Genomic DNA, 15,383 nt, shown 5'->3' on the forward strand with positions numbered 1-15,383 from the left:
TGACGCGCTCCTGGCCAGGGCCTGGCAACGGATTTCGCCCATGGACGCGCCGCGGCCCGCGCCGAGACGGAACGGCGCGGGCCACAAAGGGACCGGCCCCTCGAAAGGGGCCGATCGGGTGAGCTGATTACTGCGTCGGAGGCGGGGGCGGCGGGGTCTGCCCGTCGGGCTGGGCCGGGTATCCCGGCTGCCCGTGCTGACCGGGCTGGGGATAGCCGTAGCCCGGCTGCGGGGGCGCGGCCGGGGGCTGTCCGGGCTGGGGATACGGCTGCCCGGGCTGGAACGGCGGCTGCCCCGGCTGTCCCGGCTGCTGCGGGTAGGGCTGGCCCGCGGCCTGCGGATACGGCTGACCCGGCTGGGCCGGGGGCTGCTGGCCCGGCTGGGCGTACGGCTGGCCGGGCTGCGGTTGCGGTTGCGGCTGCGGCGGGTACGGGCCGGGCTGCCCGGGGATCTGCTGGCCCGGAGCCGGCTGGCCGGGGCCCGGCTGCTGGCCGGGATACGGAGGCTGGGGTTGGCCCGGGACGGGCTGGCCGGGCAGCGGCGGGGCGGCCACCGGCGGCGGGTTGCCGTCGGACGTCCACAGGCCGTGCATCTGCTGGTGGCGGACGAAGTCCTCGGCGACCATCGCCGCGAGGTTGAAGTACGCCTCCCGCACCTTCGGCCGCATCATGTCGAGGTCGACCTCGGCACCGGCGGCCAGATGCTCGTCGAACGGCACGACGATGACACCCCGGCAGCGCGTCTCGAAGTGCGCCACGATGTCCTCGACCTTGATCATCTTGCCGGTCTCGCGCACTCCGGAGATGACGGTGATGGACCGCGAGACGAGGTCGGAGTACCCGTGCGCCGACAGCCAGTCCAGCGTCGTGCTCGCGCTGCTCGCCCCGTCCACGGACGGCGTCGAGATGATGATGAGCTGGTCGGCGAGGTCCAGCACACCGCGCATGGCGCTGTAGAGCAGACCGGTGCCGGAGTCGGTGAGGATCACCGGGTACTGCTTGCCCAGCACGTCGATCGCGCGCCGGTAGTCCTCGTCGTTGAAGGTCGTGGACACGGCCGGGTCGACGTCGTTGGCGATGATCTCCAGCCCGGACGGCGCCTGGGAGGTGAACCGCCGGATGTCCATGTACGAGTTGAGGTACGGGATCGCCTGCACGAGGTCACGGATGGTGGCCCCCGTCTCGCGCCGCACGCGGCGCCCGAGAGTGCCCGCGTCCGGGTTGGCGTCGATCGCGAGGATCTTGTCCTGCCGCTCGGTGGCGAGTGTGGAGCCCAGCGCGGTGGTGGTCGTCGTCTTGCCGACACCGCCCTTGAGGCTGATCACGGCGATCCGGTAGCAGGAGAGCACGGGCGTACGGATCAGCTCCAGCTTCCGCTGCCGCTCGGCCTCCTCCTTCTTCCCACCGATCTTGAACCGACCGCCGCCGGCCACCGGACGGCTGCTCTTCGCCTTCTGCTTCTTGCTGTTGAGCAGCCGGTCGGACGACAGCTCCACGGCGGCGGTGTAACCGAGCGGCGCGGCACCGGGGTTGGTCGGCTGCCGCTGGTCGTGCTGCATGGGCTGCGGCCAGGCGGCACCGGTGCGGGGATCCACGGGCTGCTGCGGCTGCCCGGGATGCGCGGGCTGCCCACCGGGCTGCGGCTGGGCCTGCGGGGGCACGCCGGGGTGGGCCTGGGCCTGGGACTGCTGGGCGGACGGCTGCGGGAAGCCGTATCCGCCTTGGGCGTTGGGGACGCCGGGGTGGGGGAAGCCGTAACCGTCCTGGGGGTTGGGGGCGGCCGGGGCGGGGGCGCCCTGCTGCGGGAAGCCGTAGCCGCCCTGCGGGTCGGGCGCGGGGGCGGGCGGGGTGTCGGGCTGCCGGGCGGGGGACTGTTGTGCAGCCGGGGCTGGGGCCGGGGCCGGGGCGCCGGGGTGCGGGAAACCGTAGCCGCTCTGCGGGCCGTCCTGCTGCTGGATCCGAGGCTGCTGGACCGGAGGCTGCTGGGCGGGTGCGCCCGGGTGGGGGAAGCCGTAGCCGCCCTGCGCGTTCGGTGCCGGGGCGCCGGGGTGCGGGAAGCCGTAGCCGCCGGAGTGCGGCGCGGGCTGGGCGGGCGGCTGGTTCGGCGGCGTCGGTGCGGCCTGCGGGTTCCACGCGGCGGGCGCGGGCTGCGGCACCTGCGGCTGGAACGGCGGCTGCTGGGCCGGTACCGACGGCTGGGGCGGCACGGGCGGCTGCCCCTGGGCGGCCGTCGGCTGCGGTTGCGGTTGCGCGGGCGCGTTCGGGTCCGTGGACTGTGTCTGCGGCTGTGGCTGGTGCTGCGGCTGCGCGGGCCACTGGCTCGCGGGCGCAGGGGCGGCCGGCTGGTACGACGGCGGCAGCGGCGGCACGCCCTGCGGTGCCGGGGGAGTCCAGGCGGGCTGGGCGTCGGACGGGCCCGGCACGGGGGCATCCTGCGGGGTGCTGTCCTCAGGTGCGGCGTCGGTGGCGGGCACGGCGTCCACGGGCGACGGGGCGTCGGCCGGCTCGGGAGCAGCCGGGGCGGCATCCGCGGGCACGGCATCCTGAGGTTCGGCGTCCTGCGGCTCGGCGTCGTCAGCCTCCGCCTTCACCTCCGAAGCCGCGTCCTCCGACGCCGACACGGCAGGTTCCACGTCCTCCGGGTCGGCGACATCCGAGGCAGGGGCGTCCGCAACGTCATCGGCATCATTGGCCTCGGAGGAACCACTGTCGCCGTCCTCGTCGGCATCGACGGGCGCGCCCTCGACGTCACCACCGGAGTCCTCGTCCGGCACGACCGAGTCGTCTTCGTCCTTGACCTGGCCCTCGGCCTCGTCCTCGTCCTGGGCCTCGGTCTTGGCCCTGTCCTCGTCCTGGTCGTCGTCGGTCGACTCCAGCCGCGCCTCGACCGCCGCGGCACGCTCCGCGATCTCCCGCTTCAGGGCGACGGCGGAGAAACGCATGGTGGCGCCGCTCTCCAGATCACCGTTCCCGGACTCCGCTTCGTCGGAAGCCGGAGCAGGCGGAGTGTCCGGAGCAGGAGCAGCCGGAGCCGGCGGCGTCCACTGCGCCTGATACCCGCCGACCGGGATGTTCGGCACGGCCGTAGGGGAGGCCGGATCAGCCGCAGGCGCCTCGGTCCGTTCCTGAGGCTCTGCGCCCTGCGGTTGCGATCCCTGCTGCTGTGCCCCCTGCGGCTCGAAGCCCACCGGAAGCCTGGGCACGGCGGCGGGCCCCCCGGTGGACGCCGCGGGCGGGGTGAACGGCGCACCCGGCGCGGGCGCGGCAGGCGCGGGCGGTGTGAACGGAGCACCGGGAGCGGGCGGCGGCGCGGGCGGCGTGAAAGGCGCCCCGGGCGCCGGAGCGGGCGTGGCGGCCGGCCGCGAACCGGACGAGTGCCCTCCAGAGGGATTCGCGTGCGGCGGCGGAGTGAGCCCCGGCAGCGGCGGAACCGGCCCCTTCGGCGCAGCGGGAGCCCCAGACGCACCGGAACTCGCGGACGCACCTGAACCCGCGGGCGCCCCCGAAGCACTGGAGTCCTCGGACGCCCCCGCCCCCTGCCCCGAGCTCGAACTCCCCGAGGCGTTCTGCGTGTACCAGGCAGGCGGCGCGTAGTCGATGGTGAACTCGCCCGTCACCTCTGCTGCGGACTCCGCGTCGGGCTGGTCATCGCCGGGTGTCGCCCAGCCCCCGCGGATCCCGTCCCGATCGCTGCTCACAGTGTTCCTCCTGGTGTGGTCGAGCACCCTCATGCCGTGCTGGGGCGACCCTTGCTTGTCGTCCGACGTCGTGCGAAGTCGTTTGAGGCGTACCGAGGTCGTCCGAGGCAGTCCGCTCCACCGGATCCCCCGCTCTCCCCCTGGGACACCGACGCCCACTCCACGGGTTCTGGCGTCGCGCCCCGTCCCAGCCTAATCACCACAAGCCCCGCCCCGGCAGGCCCGTCCACCCCCGAGCAGCTGTCCGCCGCGTCACAACCTGCCCAGAAGCTGCCCGGAAGTGACGTACCCAGCACACACTTTGGTGAACAAAAGGGGCGATAACCGTGAAGAACTCGAACCGCCTTGCCCTCTGGGCGCTTTGACGACCGCGCCGGGAAACGCGACGAGGGGCGGCCGCTCACCGGCTCACCCCTCGTCGTGCACCACTGCGCCTGCTGCCCGCGCGCCTACTGCCCGTGGCACCTACAGCCCGCGCACCTACTGCCCGGCCTGGAGCCCTCCGTCGGACGACCGCGGTTCCAGATCAAACTCCCCGTCCCGCGCCCCCAGCACGAACGCCCGCCACTCCGCGTCCGTGTAGCGCAGCACCGTGTCCGGGTCGAGCGAGGACCGCATGGCCACGGCCCCCTCGGGCAGGTAGGCGATCTCGACCCGCTCCTCGTGCTCCTCGGTGCCCGGCGCGCAGTGCCACTCGACACCGGAGATGTCGAGGGCGTAGAGCTCGTCCCGCTCCCGCTCCTTGCGTGCCTTGATCTCCTCAGCCGTCTCCGCCATGCCGCAGCGACCCCTTCCCGACGTACGAACGATCAGCCCGCCCACCCTAGTGGCCCGCTCCGCCCCGTCCGGGAGGTTCGGGGGCCAGGGCAAAGAGGCCCCCGACCGCCTGGTACCCTGGTCGACGGCCGTTTGTGTACGCACCCCCGGAGCCCATCGCCCTGGAGGCCGCGCCCAGCGGATCCCCGCCTTCCGAGTCATGGAAGCTCCCCCGAGAAGCAGACCGGGGGCACTCGGTGGCTATCCACAGTATGAGGAGTACGCGTGTCGCTCGACGCCGCTACGAAGAAGCAGATCATGTCCGAGTTCGGTACCAAGGAGGGTGACACCGGCTCCCCCGAGGTCCAGGTCGCTCTGCTGTCGCGTCGGATCTCCGACCTGACCGAGCACCTCAAGACCCACAAGCACGACCACCACTCCCGCCGTGGCCTGCTGATCCTGGTGGGTCAGCGCCGCCGCCTTCTCCAGTACCTGGCGAAGAAGGACATCCAGCGCTTCCGTGCGCTGGTCGACCGCCTCGGCATCCGCCGCGGTGCGGCGGGCGCCAAGTAAGACGCCGTGAAGGGAGCGGTTCCCGGGAGAAACGGGACCGCTCCCTTTGCTGTACGTGGGTACCTGTACGTGCGGAGTGTCACCACCCCTTTGTAGTGTGGTAGCACAACGCAATACGGACGACACAGCACGACAAGAAGAGGAGAGGCGCTCCAAGCCGCCGCCGGTCCTCGGTAGTGGCCCCCGGGGGAAAGCGAACCCCGGGTGCTTCGATCGAAGACCGGCCCGCACAGCACGGCGCGCTTCTCCGCAACCGTCCCCCTGCCACACGGGCAGCGGGGACGAAAGACGACAAGTAACGGAGAAAACGCTAGTGGAGAACGAGACCCACTACGCCGAGGCCGTCATCGACAACGGCGCCTTCGGCACCCGCACCATCCGCTTCGAGACGGGCCGCCTGGCCAAGCAGGCCGCCGGCTCCGCCGTGGCGTACCTGGACGACGACACCATGGTGCTGTCGGCCACCACCGCCTCCAAGAACCCCAAGGACCAGCTCGACTTCTTCCCCCTCACGGTGGACGTCGAGGAGCGGATGTACGCCGCCGGCAAGATCCCCGGCAGCTTCTTCCGCCGCGAGGGCCGTCCCTCCGAGGACGCGATCCTCACCTGCCGCCTGATCGACCGCCCGCTGCGCCCGTCCTTCAAGAAGGGCCTGCGCAACGAGATCCAGGTCGTCGCCACGATCATGGCGCTCAACCCCGACCACCTGTACGACGTCGTGGCGATCAACGCCGCCTCCGCGTCCACGCAGCTGGCCGGCCTGCCCTTCTCCGGCCCGATCGGCGGCGTCCGCGTCGCGCTGATCCGCGGCCAGTGGGTCGCGTTCCCGACGCACACCGAGCTCGAGGACGCCGTCTTCGACATGGTCGTCGCGGGCCGCGTCCTGGAGGACGGCGACGTCGCGATCATGATGGTCGAGGCCGAGGCCACCGAGAAGACCATCAAGCTGGTCGAGGGCGGCGCCGAGGCTCCGACCGAGGAGGTCGTCGCCGCCGGTCTGGACGCCGCGAAGCCCTTCATCAAGGTCCTCTGCAAGGCCCAGTCGGACCTCGCCTCCAAGGCCGCCAAGCCCACCGGCGAGTTCCCGATCTTCCTGGACTACCAGGACGACGTCCTGGAGGCGCTCACCGCCGCCGTCAAGCCCGAGCTCGCCCAGGCGCTCACCATCGCCGGCAAGCAGGAGCGCGAGTCCGAGCTGGACCGCGTCAAGGCGCTCGCCGCCGAGAAGCTCCTGCCGGAGTTCGAGGGCCGCGAGAAGGAGATCTCCGCCGCGTACCGCGCGCTCACCAAGCAGCTGGTCCGCGAGCGCGTGATCAAGGAGAAGAAGCGCATCGACGGCCGCGGTGTCACCGACATCCGCACCCTGGCCGCCGAGGTCGAGGCCATCCCGCGGGTCCACGGCTCCGCCGTGTTCGAGCGTGGCGAGACCCAGATCCTGGGCGTCACCACCCTGAACATGCTCCGCATGGAGCAGCAGCTGGACACGCTGTCGCCGGTGACCCGCAAGCGCTACATGCACAACTACAACTTCCCGCCGTACTCCACCGGCGAGACCGGCCGCGTCGGCTCCCCCAAGCGCCGCGAGATCGGCCACGGCGCCCTCGCCGAGCGCGCCCTGATCCCGGTCCTGCCGACGCGCGAGGAGTTCCCCTACGCGATCCGCCAGGTCTCCGAGGCGCTCAGCTCCAACGGCTCGACGTCCATGGGCTCGGTCTGCGCCTCCACCATGTCGCTGCTGAACGCCGGTGTGCCCCTGAAGGCCCCGGTCGCCGGTATCGCCATGGGCCTGATCTCCCAGGAGATCGAGGGCGAGACGCACTACGTCACCCTCACCGACATCCTCGGTGCGGAGGACGCCTTCGGCGACATGGACTTCAAGGTCGCCGGCACCAAGGAGTTCGTGACCGCCCTCCAGCTCGACACCAAGCTGGACGGCATCCCCGCCTCCGTCCTGGGCGCGGCCCTGAAGCAGGCCCGCGACGCCCGCCTCCACATCCTCGACGTGATGATGGAAGCGATCGACACCCCGGACGAGATGTCCCCGAACGCCCCGCGGATCATCACCGTCAAGATCCCCGTGGACAAGATCGGCGAGGTCATCGGCCCCAAGGGCAAGATGATCAACCAGATCCAGGAGGACACGGGCGCCGAGATCACCATCGAGGACGACGGCACGATCTACATCGGTGCCGCCGACGGCCCCTCCGCGGAGGCCGCCCGCGCCACGATCAACGGCATCGCCAACCCGACGATGCCCGAGGTCGGCGAGCGCTACCTCGGTACGGTCGTGAAGACGACCACCTTCGGCGCGTTCGTCTCCCTGCTCCCCGGCAAGGACGGTCTGCTGCACATCTCGCAGATCCGCAAGCTGGCCGGCGGCAAGCGCGTGGAGAACGTCGAGGACGTCCTCGGTGTGGGCCAGAAGGTCCAGGTCGAGATCGCCGAGATCGACTCCCGCGGCAAGCTCTCCCTGATCCCCGTGATCGAGGGCGAGGAAGATTCCGCCGACGACAAGAAGGACGACGCCGAGCAGTGACGTCCCGTGGCTCCAAGGCGACGGCCCGCACCTCCTCGGAGGCGCGGGCCGTCGCCCGTACCCAAACCCTCATCCAGGGGCAGAACGGCATCGGCACGGTCCGCAAGACCACCCTCCCGGGTGGCCTGCGCATCGTCACCGAGACCCTGCCCTCGGTCCGCTCGGCGACCTTCGGCATCTGGGCGCACGTCGGCTCCCGTGACGAGACGCCCGCGCTGAACGGCGCCACGCACTACCTGGAGCACCTGCTCTTCAAGGGCACGACGCGCAGGTCCGCGCTGGACATCTCCTCCGCCATCGACGCCGTCGGCGGCGAGATGAACGCGTTCACGGCGAAGGAGTACACGTGCTACTACGCGCGCGTGCTCGACACCGACCTGCCCCTCGCCATCGACGTCGTCTGCGACATGCTCACCGGCTCGCTCATCCTCGAGGAGGACGTCGACGTCGAGCGCGGCGCCATCCTCGAAGAGATCGCCATGACCGAGGACGACCCGGGCGACTGCGTGCACGACCTGTTCGCGCACACGATGTTCGGCGACAACCCCCTCGGCCGCCCGGTCCTCGGCACGGTCGAGACGGTCAACGCCCTCACCGCCGACCGCATCCGCCGCTTCTACAAAAGGCACTACGACCCGACCCACCTGGTCGTCGCCTGCGCGGGCAACATCGACCACGCCACGGTCGTACGGCAGGTCCGCGCCGCCTTCGAGAAGGCCGGCGCTTTCAAGTCCCCCACCGCCGAGCCCGTCGCCCCGCGCAGCGGCCGGCGCGCCCTGCGCACCGCGGGCCGCGTCGAGCTGATCGACCGCAAGACCGAGCAGGCGCATGTCGTGCTCGGCATGCCGGGCCTGTCCCGCACGGACGAGCGGCGCTGGGCCCTGGGCGTGCTGAACACCGCCCTCGGTGGCGGCATGTCCTCCCGCCTCTTCCAGGAGGTCCGCGAGAAGCGCGGCCTGGCCTACAGCGTGTACTCGTACACCTCCGGCTTCGCCGACTGCGGCCTGTTCGGCGTGTACGCCGGCTGCCGACCCTCCCAGGTGCACGACGTGCTGAAGATCTGCCGCGACGAACTGGACCACGTCGCCGAGCACGGCCTGACGGACGACGAGATCGGGCGCGCCATCGGCCAGCTCCAGGGCTCCACGGTCCTCGGCCTGGAGGACACCGGCGCGCTGATGAACCGTATCGGCAAGAGCGAGCTGTGCTGGGGCGAGCAGATGTCCGTCGACGACATGCTGTCCCGGATAGCCTCGGTCACCCCGGACGACGTCCGCTCGGTCGCCCGCGAGATCCTGGGACGGCGGCCCTCCCTGTCGGTCATCGGCCCGCTGAAGGACAAGCAGGCGGCCCGCCTGCACGACACCGTCGCCTGACAATCCCTGGTTAAGGAAGCACAAGAGATGAGCAAGCTGCGCGTGGCGGTCCTCGGCGCCAAGGGCCGGATCGGCTCGGAAGCCGTACGGGCCGTCGAAGCCGCCGAGGACATGGAACTGGTCGCCGCCCTCGGCCGCGGCGACAAGCTGGAGACGCTGACCGAAGCCGGCGCCCAGGTCGCGGTGGAACTGACCACCCCCGACTCGGTCATGGCCAACCTCGACTTCTGCGTACGCCACGGCATCCACGCGGTCGTCGGTACGACGGGCTGGACCGACGAGCGCCTCGCGCAGCTGACGGGCTGGCTGAAGCAGTCCCCGGAGACGGGCGTGCTCATCGCGCCGAACTTCTCCATCGGGGCCGTGCTGACCATGAAGTTCGCGCAGATCGCCGCCCCGTACTTCGAGTCCGTCGAGGTCGTCGAGCTGCACCACCCGAACAAGGTCGACGCCCCCTCCGGCACCGCCACGCGCACCGCGCAGCTCATCGCCGAGGCCCGCCGCAACGCCGGCTCGGCCCCGGCCCCCGACGCCACGGCCACCGCCCTGGACGGCGCCCGCGGTGCGAACGTCGACGGCGTCCCGGTCCACGCCGTCCGGCTGCGCGGGCTGCTCGCCCACCAGGAGGTGCTGCTCGGCGCCGAGGGCGAGACCCTGACCGTCCGGCACGACTCGCTCCACCACAGCAGCTTCATGCCGGGCATCCTGCTGGGCGCCCGCCGCGTGGTGAGCACCCCGGGCCTGACCTTCGGCCTGGAACACTTCCTGGACCTGAGCTGAGCCCCTGACCGTCATGCGCGCGAAACTCTCCTACGCCCTCACGGCCGCCGTCCTGGTCGTCTACTTCCTCCTGGTCGGCAGCCGCGGCGTCCTGCTCATCGAGACCGGCACGCCCCTCACCGTCACCTTCGGTGTCGCGGTGCTGATCCTGCCGGTCATCGGCGTGTGGTTCCTGTGGAAGAACACCCAGTTCGTCCGCAGGGCCAACGCGCTCGCCGCGGAACTCGACGCCGAGGGCGGTCTGCCCGTGGACGAGTTGAAGCGCACCCCCAGCGGCCGTATCGACCGCGACTCCGCCGACGAGGTCTTCGCCAAGCGCAAGGCCGAGACGGAGGCCGCCCCCGACGACTGGCGCACCTGGTTCCGCCTCGCCGTCGCCTACCACGACGCCCGCGACACCCCACGCGCCCGCAAGGCGATGCAACGCGCGATCGCCCTGCACGACGGCAAGCAGCCCGAAGCCGCCTGAACCTCACCCCACTCATGCCGGCGGGGCCGGACCGCGTACGGTCCGGCCCCGCCGGCATGAGAACGACGACCTCAGCGCGGGCCGTACTCGTCCGTCCAGGCCTCCACCGAATCGGCCGCCCGGTCGAAGGCCTCCGTCCGGCCCAGGAAGTCCGCGTTGTGCGTGGTCAGCAGCGGCGGCACGCCGTCCGCCGGCCGCCCCTGCCGCTCGAGCAGCAGCGCCTGACCCTGCACCGTCCGGGGCAGTCCCAGCCAGCGCACCGGCTGCTGCACCGTACGCACGGAGGCGACCTGCTCCCAGGGGGCCGTACGGGTGGTGAGGAAACCCACGTGCCGCAGCCCGCGCGCGCTCACCCACACGCCCATGCGCAGCAGCCGCAGCGCCGCGGCGATGACGAGCAGCGCCAGGACGAAGACCAGTCCCGCCGAGGTGAGTTCGGCCGTCGCCGCGATGATGACGCCCGCGAACAGCACGAACGAGGCGAGCAGCAGCGCCAGCGCCGCCACCCCCACCCGCCACGGACCGGGCCGGTACGGCCGCCGCCAGCGATCACGGTCGTCGTAAGGGAGCGGAACGTCGTCCGCCGCCTCGAAAACGCGGTCGGCCGTCAGGAAGGGCAGGGGCACGGCTGGTCCTCACTCGATCCATGCGTGGGCTGTGCCCGGTGAGGCTACCGATCTGTGTCGCCGGTCACCACTGGCGGGGGGCCGGATGGAGCCATGGCCGGCCCTGGGCGGTTCAGTGCTTCTCGGACGCCTGCGACTGCTGAGGCTGACCGGCCGAGTGGTCGGGCGACAGCGCGGGCGTCCCGATGACCAGGGACCCCACGAGCCCCGCCACGATGGTGAGCCCCATGAGCCATCGGCCGGCCATCTGGCCGACGGACAGCCGCTCACGCGGTGGGGGAGTGACATTGCTGCGGAACCTGTCGGCCTCGGCGACGAAGGCGAACGGTACGGGTTCACGCCGACCGGACATCAGGGGTGCGTCTCCCTTCAAGGGTGGAACGGATCACTTTCATCTGTAGAGACGAACGAACTCCCACAGAGGTGCCCTGTTTCACCAACTTCATTGCGGCACGTCACTAAACGTAGAGTGGCGTCGCCAAGAGACGCGATGGGAAGGCCCTGCGAACCGTGACCGAGACTCCCGACGACGACTTCAAGATCGACTTGCGCAGTGATGTCACCGTTGAGCTGGTGAAACACAGCGCGGCCGACTCCGACGTGCTGTTCGCAGCACGGGTTTCCACCCTGGGGGAGCAGTCCCTGGAGGAGCTGCGGAAGGACCCTGAGCGCTCGAAGGGCCTGATCAACTTCCTCATGCGGGACCGGCACGGCAGCCCGTTCGAGCACAACTCCATGACCTTCTTCGTGAGTGCGCCGATCTTCGTCTTCCGCGAGTTCATGCGACACCGCGTCGGCTGGTCGTACAACGAGGAGAGCGGCCGCTACCGGGAGCTCCAGCCGGTCTTCTACGTGCCGGACACCTCTCGGAAGCTGATCCAGCAGGGCAGGCCGGGCAAGTACGAGTTCGTCGAAGGCACTCCCGAGCAACACCAGCTCGTCGGCGAGGCCATGGAGGATTCCTACCGTCAGGCCTACAAGAAGTACCGGCAGATGCTCGCCGCCGGCGTCGCCCGCGAGGTCGCCCGCGCGGTCCTCCCGGTCGGCCTGTACTCCTCGATGTACGCCACCTGCAACGCCCGCTCGCTGATGCACTTCCTCGGCCTGCGCACTCAGCACGAGCTGGCGAAGGTGCCGTCCTTCCCGCAGCGCGAGATCGAGATGGTCGGCGAGAAGATGGAGGCCGAGTGGGCCCGGCTCATGCCCCTCACGTACGCCGCGTTCAACGCGAACGGGCGCGTGGCGCCGTAGCGCGCCCCGGTCCCGCGATCAGGTACAGATGTACGGTTCAGCCGTGCGAAGTGTCCGTATTGCGGCATTTGGAGAAGTTCATCTAGCCTGATCAAACGGGTCCGGCACTGCTTGAACCCCCGAGCAGGCAGTGCCGGGCTCCACCTTTGTCGCGACTTGTCGCCTGCCCCTAGGGCAGACCCGGTCCTGAGCAACGAGTAGCGTGTAACCCATGGCTCCGACCTCGACTCCGCAGACCCCCTTCGGGCGGGTCCTCACCGCCATGGTCACGCCCTTCACGGCGGACGGCGCACTCGACCTCGACGGCGCGCAGCGGCTCGCCGCCCACCTGGTGGACGCAGGCAACGACGGCCTGATCATCAACGGCACCACCGGCGAGTCCCCGACCACCAGCGACGCGGAGAAAGCGGAACTCGTACGGGCCGTTCTCGAGGCGGTCGGCGACCGAGCCCACGTCGTGGCCGGAGTCGGCACCAACGACACGCACCACAGCATCGAACTCGCCCGCGCGGCGGAGCGCACCGGCGCACACGGCCTGCTCGTCGTGACCCCGTACTACAACAAGCCCCCGCAGGAGGGCCTCTACCGGCACTTCACGGCCGTCGCCGACGCCACCGGCCTGCCGGTCATGCTCTACGACATCCCCGGCCGCAGCGGCGTCCCGATCAGCACGGAGACGCTCGTCCGCCTCGCCGAGCACCCCCGCATCGTCGCCAACAAGGACGCCAAGGGCGACCTCGGCCGCGCAAGCTGGGCCATCGCCCGCTCCGGCCTCGCCTGGTACTCCGGCGACGACATGCTCAACCTGCCCCTGCTCTCCGTCGGCGCGGTCGGCTTCGTCTCGGTCGTCGGCCACGTCGTCACCCCCGAGCTGCGTGCCCTGGTCGAGGCCTACACCTCGGGCGACGTCCAGAAGGCCACCGAGATCCACCAGAAGCTGCTCCCGGTCTACACGGGCATGTTCCGCACGCAGGGCGTGATGACCGCCAAGGCGGCGCTCGCCCTCCAGGGCCTGCCCGCCGGGCCCCTGCGCGCCCCCATGGTCGAATGCGCGCCCGAGGAGATCGAACAACTCAAGATCGATCTTGCCGCCGGCGGGGTACAGCTCTGACACCAGACTTCGCGCGGACCCCGCGCAGTGCTTCACAACTGAATAGGCGGGCCACCGGTGCCCGCATCCCACACGACAACTGCTTCTGCACGAACGTCATGCGCGCCACGTGCCCCACCGGTACGTGGCGCGTGTGGTGAGGAGAGTCTTTTGAGTCATCCGCATCCTGAACTCAGCCCGCCCCCGCCGCTCCCCGAAGGCGGCCTGCGGGTCACCCCGCTCGGCGGTCTCGGCGAGATCGGCCGCAACATGACGGTCTTCGAGTACGGCGGCCGCCTGCTGATCGTCGACTGCGGAGTGCTCTTCCCCGAGGAGGAGCAGCCCGGAATCGACCTGATCCTGCCGGACTTCTCGTCCATCAGGGACCGCCTCGACGACATCGAGGGCATCGTCCTCACCCACGGCCACGAGGACCACATCGGCGGCGTCCCCTTCCTCCTGCGCGAGAAGCCGGACATCCCGCTGATCGGCTCCAAGCTGACCCTCGCCCTCATCGAGGCCAAGCTCCAGGAGCACCGCATCCGCCCGTACACCCTCGAGGTGGCGGAGGGGAACCGCGAGCGCATCGGTCCCTTCGACTGCGAGTTCATCGCGGTCAACCACTCCATCCCGGACGCCCTGGCCGTGGCCATCCGCACCCCGGCGGGCATGGCGGTCCACACCGGCGACTTCAAGATGGACCAGCTCCCGCTGGACAGCCGCCTCACGGACCTCCACGCCTTCGCACGCCTGAGCGAGGAGGGCATCGACCTCCTCCTCTCGGACTCGACGAACGCCGAAGTCCCCGGGTTCGTCCCGCCCGAGCGGGAGATCTCCAACGTCCTGCGCCAGGTCTTCGCCGGTGCCCGCAAGCGCATCATCGTGGCGAGCTTCGCCAGCCACGTGCACCGCATCCAGCAGATCCTGGACGCGGCGTACGAGTACGGCCGCCGGGTCGCCTTCGTCGGCCGCTCCATGGTCCGCAACATGGGCATCGCCCGTGACCTGGGCTATCTGAAGGTCCCGCCGGGCCTGGTCGTGGACGTCAAGACGCTCGACGACCTCCCGGACAACGAGGTGGTCCTGGTCTGCACGGGCTCCCAGGGCGAACCGATGGCGGCCCTGTCCCGCATGGCCAACCGCGACCACCAGATCCGCATCGTCCAGGGCGACACGGTGATCCTGGCGTCGTCCCTGATCCCCGGCAACGAGAACGCGGTCTACCGCGTGATCAACGGCCTGACCCGCTGGGGCGCCAACGTCGTCCACAAGGGAAACGCCAAGGTCCATGTCTCCGGCCACGCCTCCGCGGGCGAGCTGCTGTACTTCTACAACATCTGCCGCCCGAAGAACTTGATGCCGGTGCACGGCGAATGGCGCCACCTGCGCGCCAACGCCGAGCTGGGCGCCCTGACCGGCGTCCCGCACGACCGCATCGTCATCGCCGAGGACGGCGTCGCCGTCGACCTCATCGAGGGCAAGGCCAAGATCTCCGGCAAGGTCCAGGCGGGCTACGTCTACGTCGACGGCCTCTCCGTCGGCGACGTCGGCGAGCCGGCCCTGAAGGACCGCAAGATCCTCGGCGACGAGGGCATCATCTCGGTCTTCGTGGTCCTCGACTCGTCCACCGGCAAGATCACCGGCGGCCCGCACATCCAGGCCCGCGGCTCCGGCATCGAAGACTCCGCCTTCGTCGATGTGATCCCGAGGATCACGGAGGTACTCGAGCGCTCCGCGCAGGACGGCGTGGTCGAACCCCACCAGATGCAGCAGCTCGTACGCCGCACGCTGGGCAAGTGGGTCTCGGACACGTACCGGCGCCGGCCGATGATCCTGCCTGTGGTGGTGGAGGTCTGACGGCCCGTCGGGTCTGAGTTCGCGCCAACTGGGAGCGGGGCGCCTCGATTTGCATCGAGGCGCCCCGCTCCAGTAGGTTTACAACTCCTTCCGAAGGGGCACCCGGCCAACTCAGCGCCGGGAACCATGCCCGGACGGGGAGGGAAATCCGACTCAGAAACCTCTGATAAAGTCGGATGCGCCGGAAAGGGAAACGCGGAAGCGGGAACCTGGAAAGCACCGAGGAAATCGGATCGAGAAAAGATCTGATAGAGTCGGAAACGCAAGACCGAAGGGAAGCGCCCGGAGGAAAGCCCGAGAGGGTGAGTACAATGGAAGCGACCGTTCCTTGAGAACTCAACAGCGTGCCAAAAGTCAACGCCAGATATGTTG

Annotated in this window: 12 protein-coding genes; 8 read left to right on the forward strand and 4 right to left on the reverse strand. The window is 70.4% G+C overall.

From position 1 onward, the window contains the following. Positions 1 to 127 precede the first annotated feature (127 nt). Together IE255_RS30055 and IE255_RS30060 are read right to left on the reverse strand one after the other, a co-directional pair. Positions 128 to 3,697: an SCO5717 family growth-regulating ATPase gene (locus IE255_RS30055; RefSeq protein WP_190053530.1), complete on the reverse strand. Its 3,570-nt coding sequence runs from the start codon at positions 3,695 to 3,697 to the stop codon at positions 128 to 130. A gap of 480 nt (positions 3,698 to 4,177) precedes the next feature. Continuing rightward, a complete protein-coding gene (locus IE255_RS30060; protein ID WP_190053531.1) occupies positions 4,178 to 4,474 on the reverse strand; it encodes a DUF397 domain-containing protein in 297 nt (98 codons plus the stop codon). A gap of 264 nt (positions 4,475 to 4,738) precedes the next feature. Between IE255_RS30060 and rpsO the strand changes: the two genes are divergently transcribed. The 5 genes from rpsO (at position 4,739) to IE255_RS30085 (ending at position 10,187) form a co-directional block, all read left to right on the forward strand. Beyond that, the gene (rpsO, locus tag IE255_RS30065) at positions 4,739 to 5,026 is read left to right on the forward strand and encodes a 30S ribosomal protein S15 (protein ID WP_010042739.1); all 288 of its coding nucleotides are present in this window, start codon (positions 4,739 to 4,741) and stop codon (positions 5,024 to 5,026) included. Positions 5,027 to 5,339: 313 nt separating this feature from the next. Then, entirely contained in the window at positions 5,340 to 7,562 is a 2,223-nt protein-coding gene (locus IE255_RS30070; protein WP_190053532.1) for a polyribonucleotide nucleotidyltransferase, read from the forward strand. Further along, complete coding sequence (locus tag IE255_RS30075) at positions 7,559 to 8,938, forward strand: M16 family metallopeptidase (protein ID WP_190053533.1); 1,380 nt, start codon at positions 7,559 to 7,561, stop codon at positions 8,936 to 8,938. Before IE255_RS30070 ends, IE255_RS30075 begins: the two co-directional genes overlap by 4 nt. Before the next feature lie 27 nt (positions 8,939 to 8,965). Further along, a complete protein-coding gene (gene dapB, locus IE255_RS30080; protein WP_190053534.1) occupies positions 8,966 to 9,718 on the forward strand; it encodes a 4-hydroxy-tetrahydrodipicolinate reductase in 753 nt (250 codons plus the stop codon). A 13-nt stretch (positions 9,719 to 9,731) separates the two neighbouring features. After that, entirely contained in the window at positions 9,732 to 10,187 is a 456-nt protein-coding gene (locus tag IE255_RS30085) for a tetratricopeptide repeat protein (RefSeq protein ID WP_190053535.1), read from the forward strand. Positions 10,188 to 10,258: 71 nt separating this feature from the next. Here the strand turns inward: IE255_RS30085 and IE255_RS30090 are convergent, their stop codons facing one another. Continuing rightward, positions 10,259 to 10,813: an SCO5741 family PH domain-containing membrane protein gene (locus IE255_RS30090; protein WP_190053536.1), complete on the reverse strand. Its 555-nt coding sequence runs from the start codon at positions 10,811 to 10,813 to the stop codon at positions 10,259 to 10,261. Positions 10,814 to 10,925: 112 nt separating this feature from the next. Further along, complete coding sequence (locus tag IE255_RS30095) at positions 10,926 to 11,165, reverse strand: hypothetical protein (protein WP_190053537.1); 240 nt, start codon at positions 11,163 to 11,165, stop codon at positions 10,926 to 10,928. Between the two features lie 158 nt (positions 11,166 to 11,323). Here IE255_RS30095 and thyX point away from each other — a divergent pair, with 158 nt between their 5' ends. The 3 genes from thyX to IE255_RS30110 all read left to right on the forward strand — a co-directional run bounded on the left by thyX (position 11,324) and on the right by IE255_RS30110 (position 15,011). Further along, entirely contained in the window at positions 11,324 to 12,064 is a 741-nt protein-coding gene (thyX, locus tag IE255_RS30100; RefSeq protein ID WP_190053538.1) for an FAD-dependent thymidylate synthase, read from the forward strand. 211 nt (positions 12,065 to 12,275) lie between these two features. After that, positions 12,276 to 13,175, forward strand: a complete 900-nt coding sequence (gene dapA / locus IE255_RS30105) for a 4-hydroxy-tetrahydrodipicolinate synthase (RefSeq protein ID WP_190053539.1) — start codon at positions 12,276 to 12,278, stop codon at positions 13,173 to 13,175. 150 nt (positions 13,176 to 13,325) lie between these two features. Then, on the forward strand, positions 13,326 to 15,011 hold the full coding sequence (locus tag IE255_RS30110) for a ribonuclease J (protein WP_190053540.1): 1,686 nt from the start codon (positions 13,326 to 13,328) through the stop codon (positions 15,009 to 15,011). Positions 15,012 to 15,383 lie beyond the last annotated feature (372 nt).

The organism is Streptomyces lomondensis (assembly GCF_014651035.1).
GTDB classification, from domain to species: Bacteria; Actinomycetota; Actinomycetes; order Streptomycetales; family Streptomycetaceae; genus Streptomyces; species Streptomyces lomondensis.

Bases quoted from the DNA above. Each gene is read 5' to 3' on its own strand.
- dapB (WP_190053534.1), top strand. From the start codon at position 8,966: ATGAGCAAGCTGCGCGTGGCGGTCCTCGGCGCCAAGGGCCGGATCGGC.
- IE255_RS30095 (WP_190053537.1), bottom strand. From the start codon at position 11,165: ATGTCCGGTCGGCGTGAACCCGTACCGTTCGCCTTCGTCGCCGAGGCC.
- dapA (WP_190053539.1), top strand. From the start codon at position 12,276: ATGGCTCCGACCTCGACTCCGCAGACCCCCTTCGGGCGGGTCCTCACC.
- IE255_RS30060 (WP_190053531.1), bottom strand. From the start codon at position 4,474: ATGGCGGAGACGGCTGAGGAGATCAAGGCACGCAAGGAGCGGGAGCGG.
- IE255_RS30085 (WP_190053535.1), top strand. From the start codon at position 9,732: ATGCGCGCGAAACTCTCCTACGCCCTCACGGCCGCCGTCCTGGTCGTC.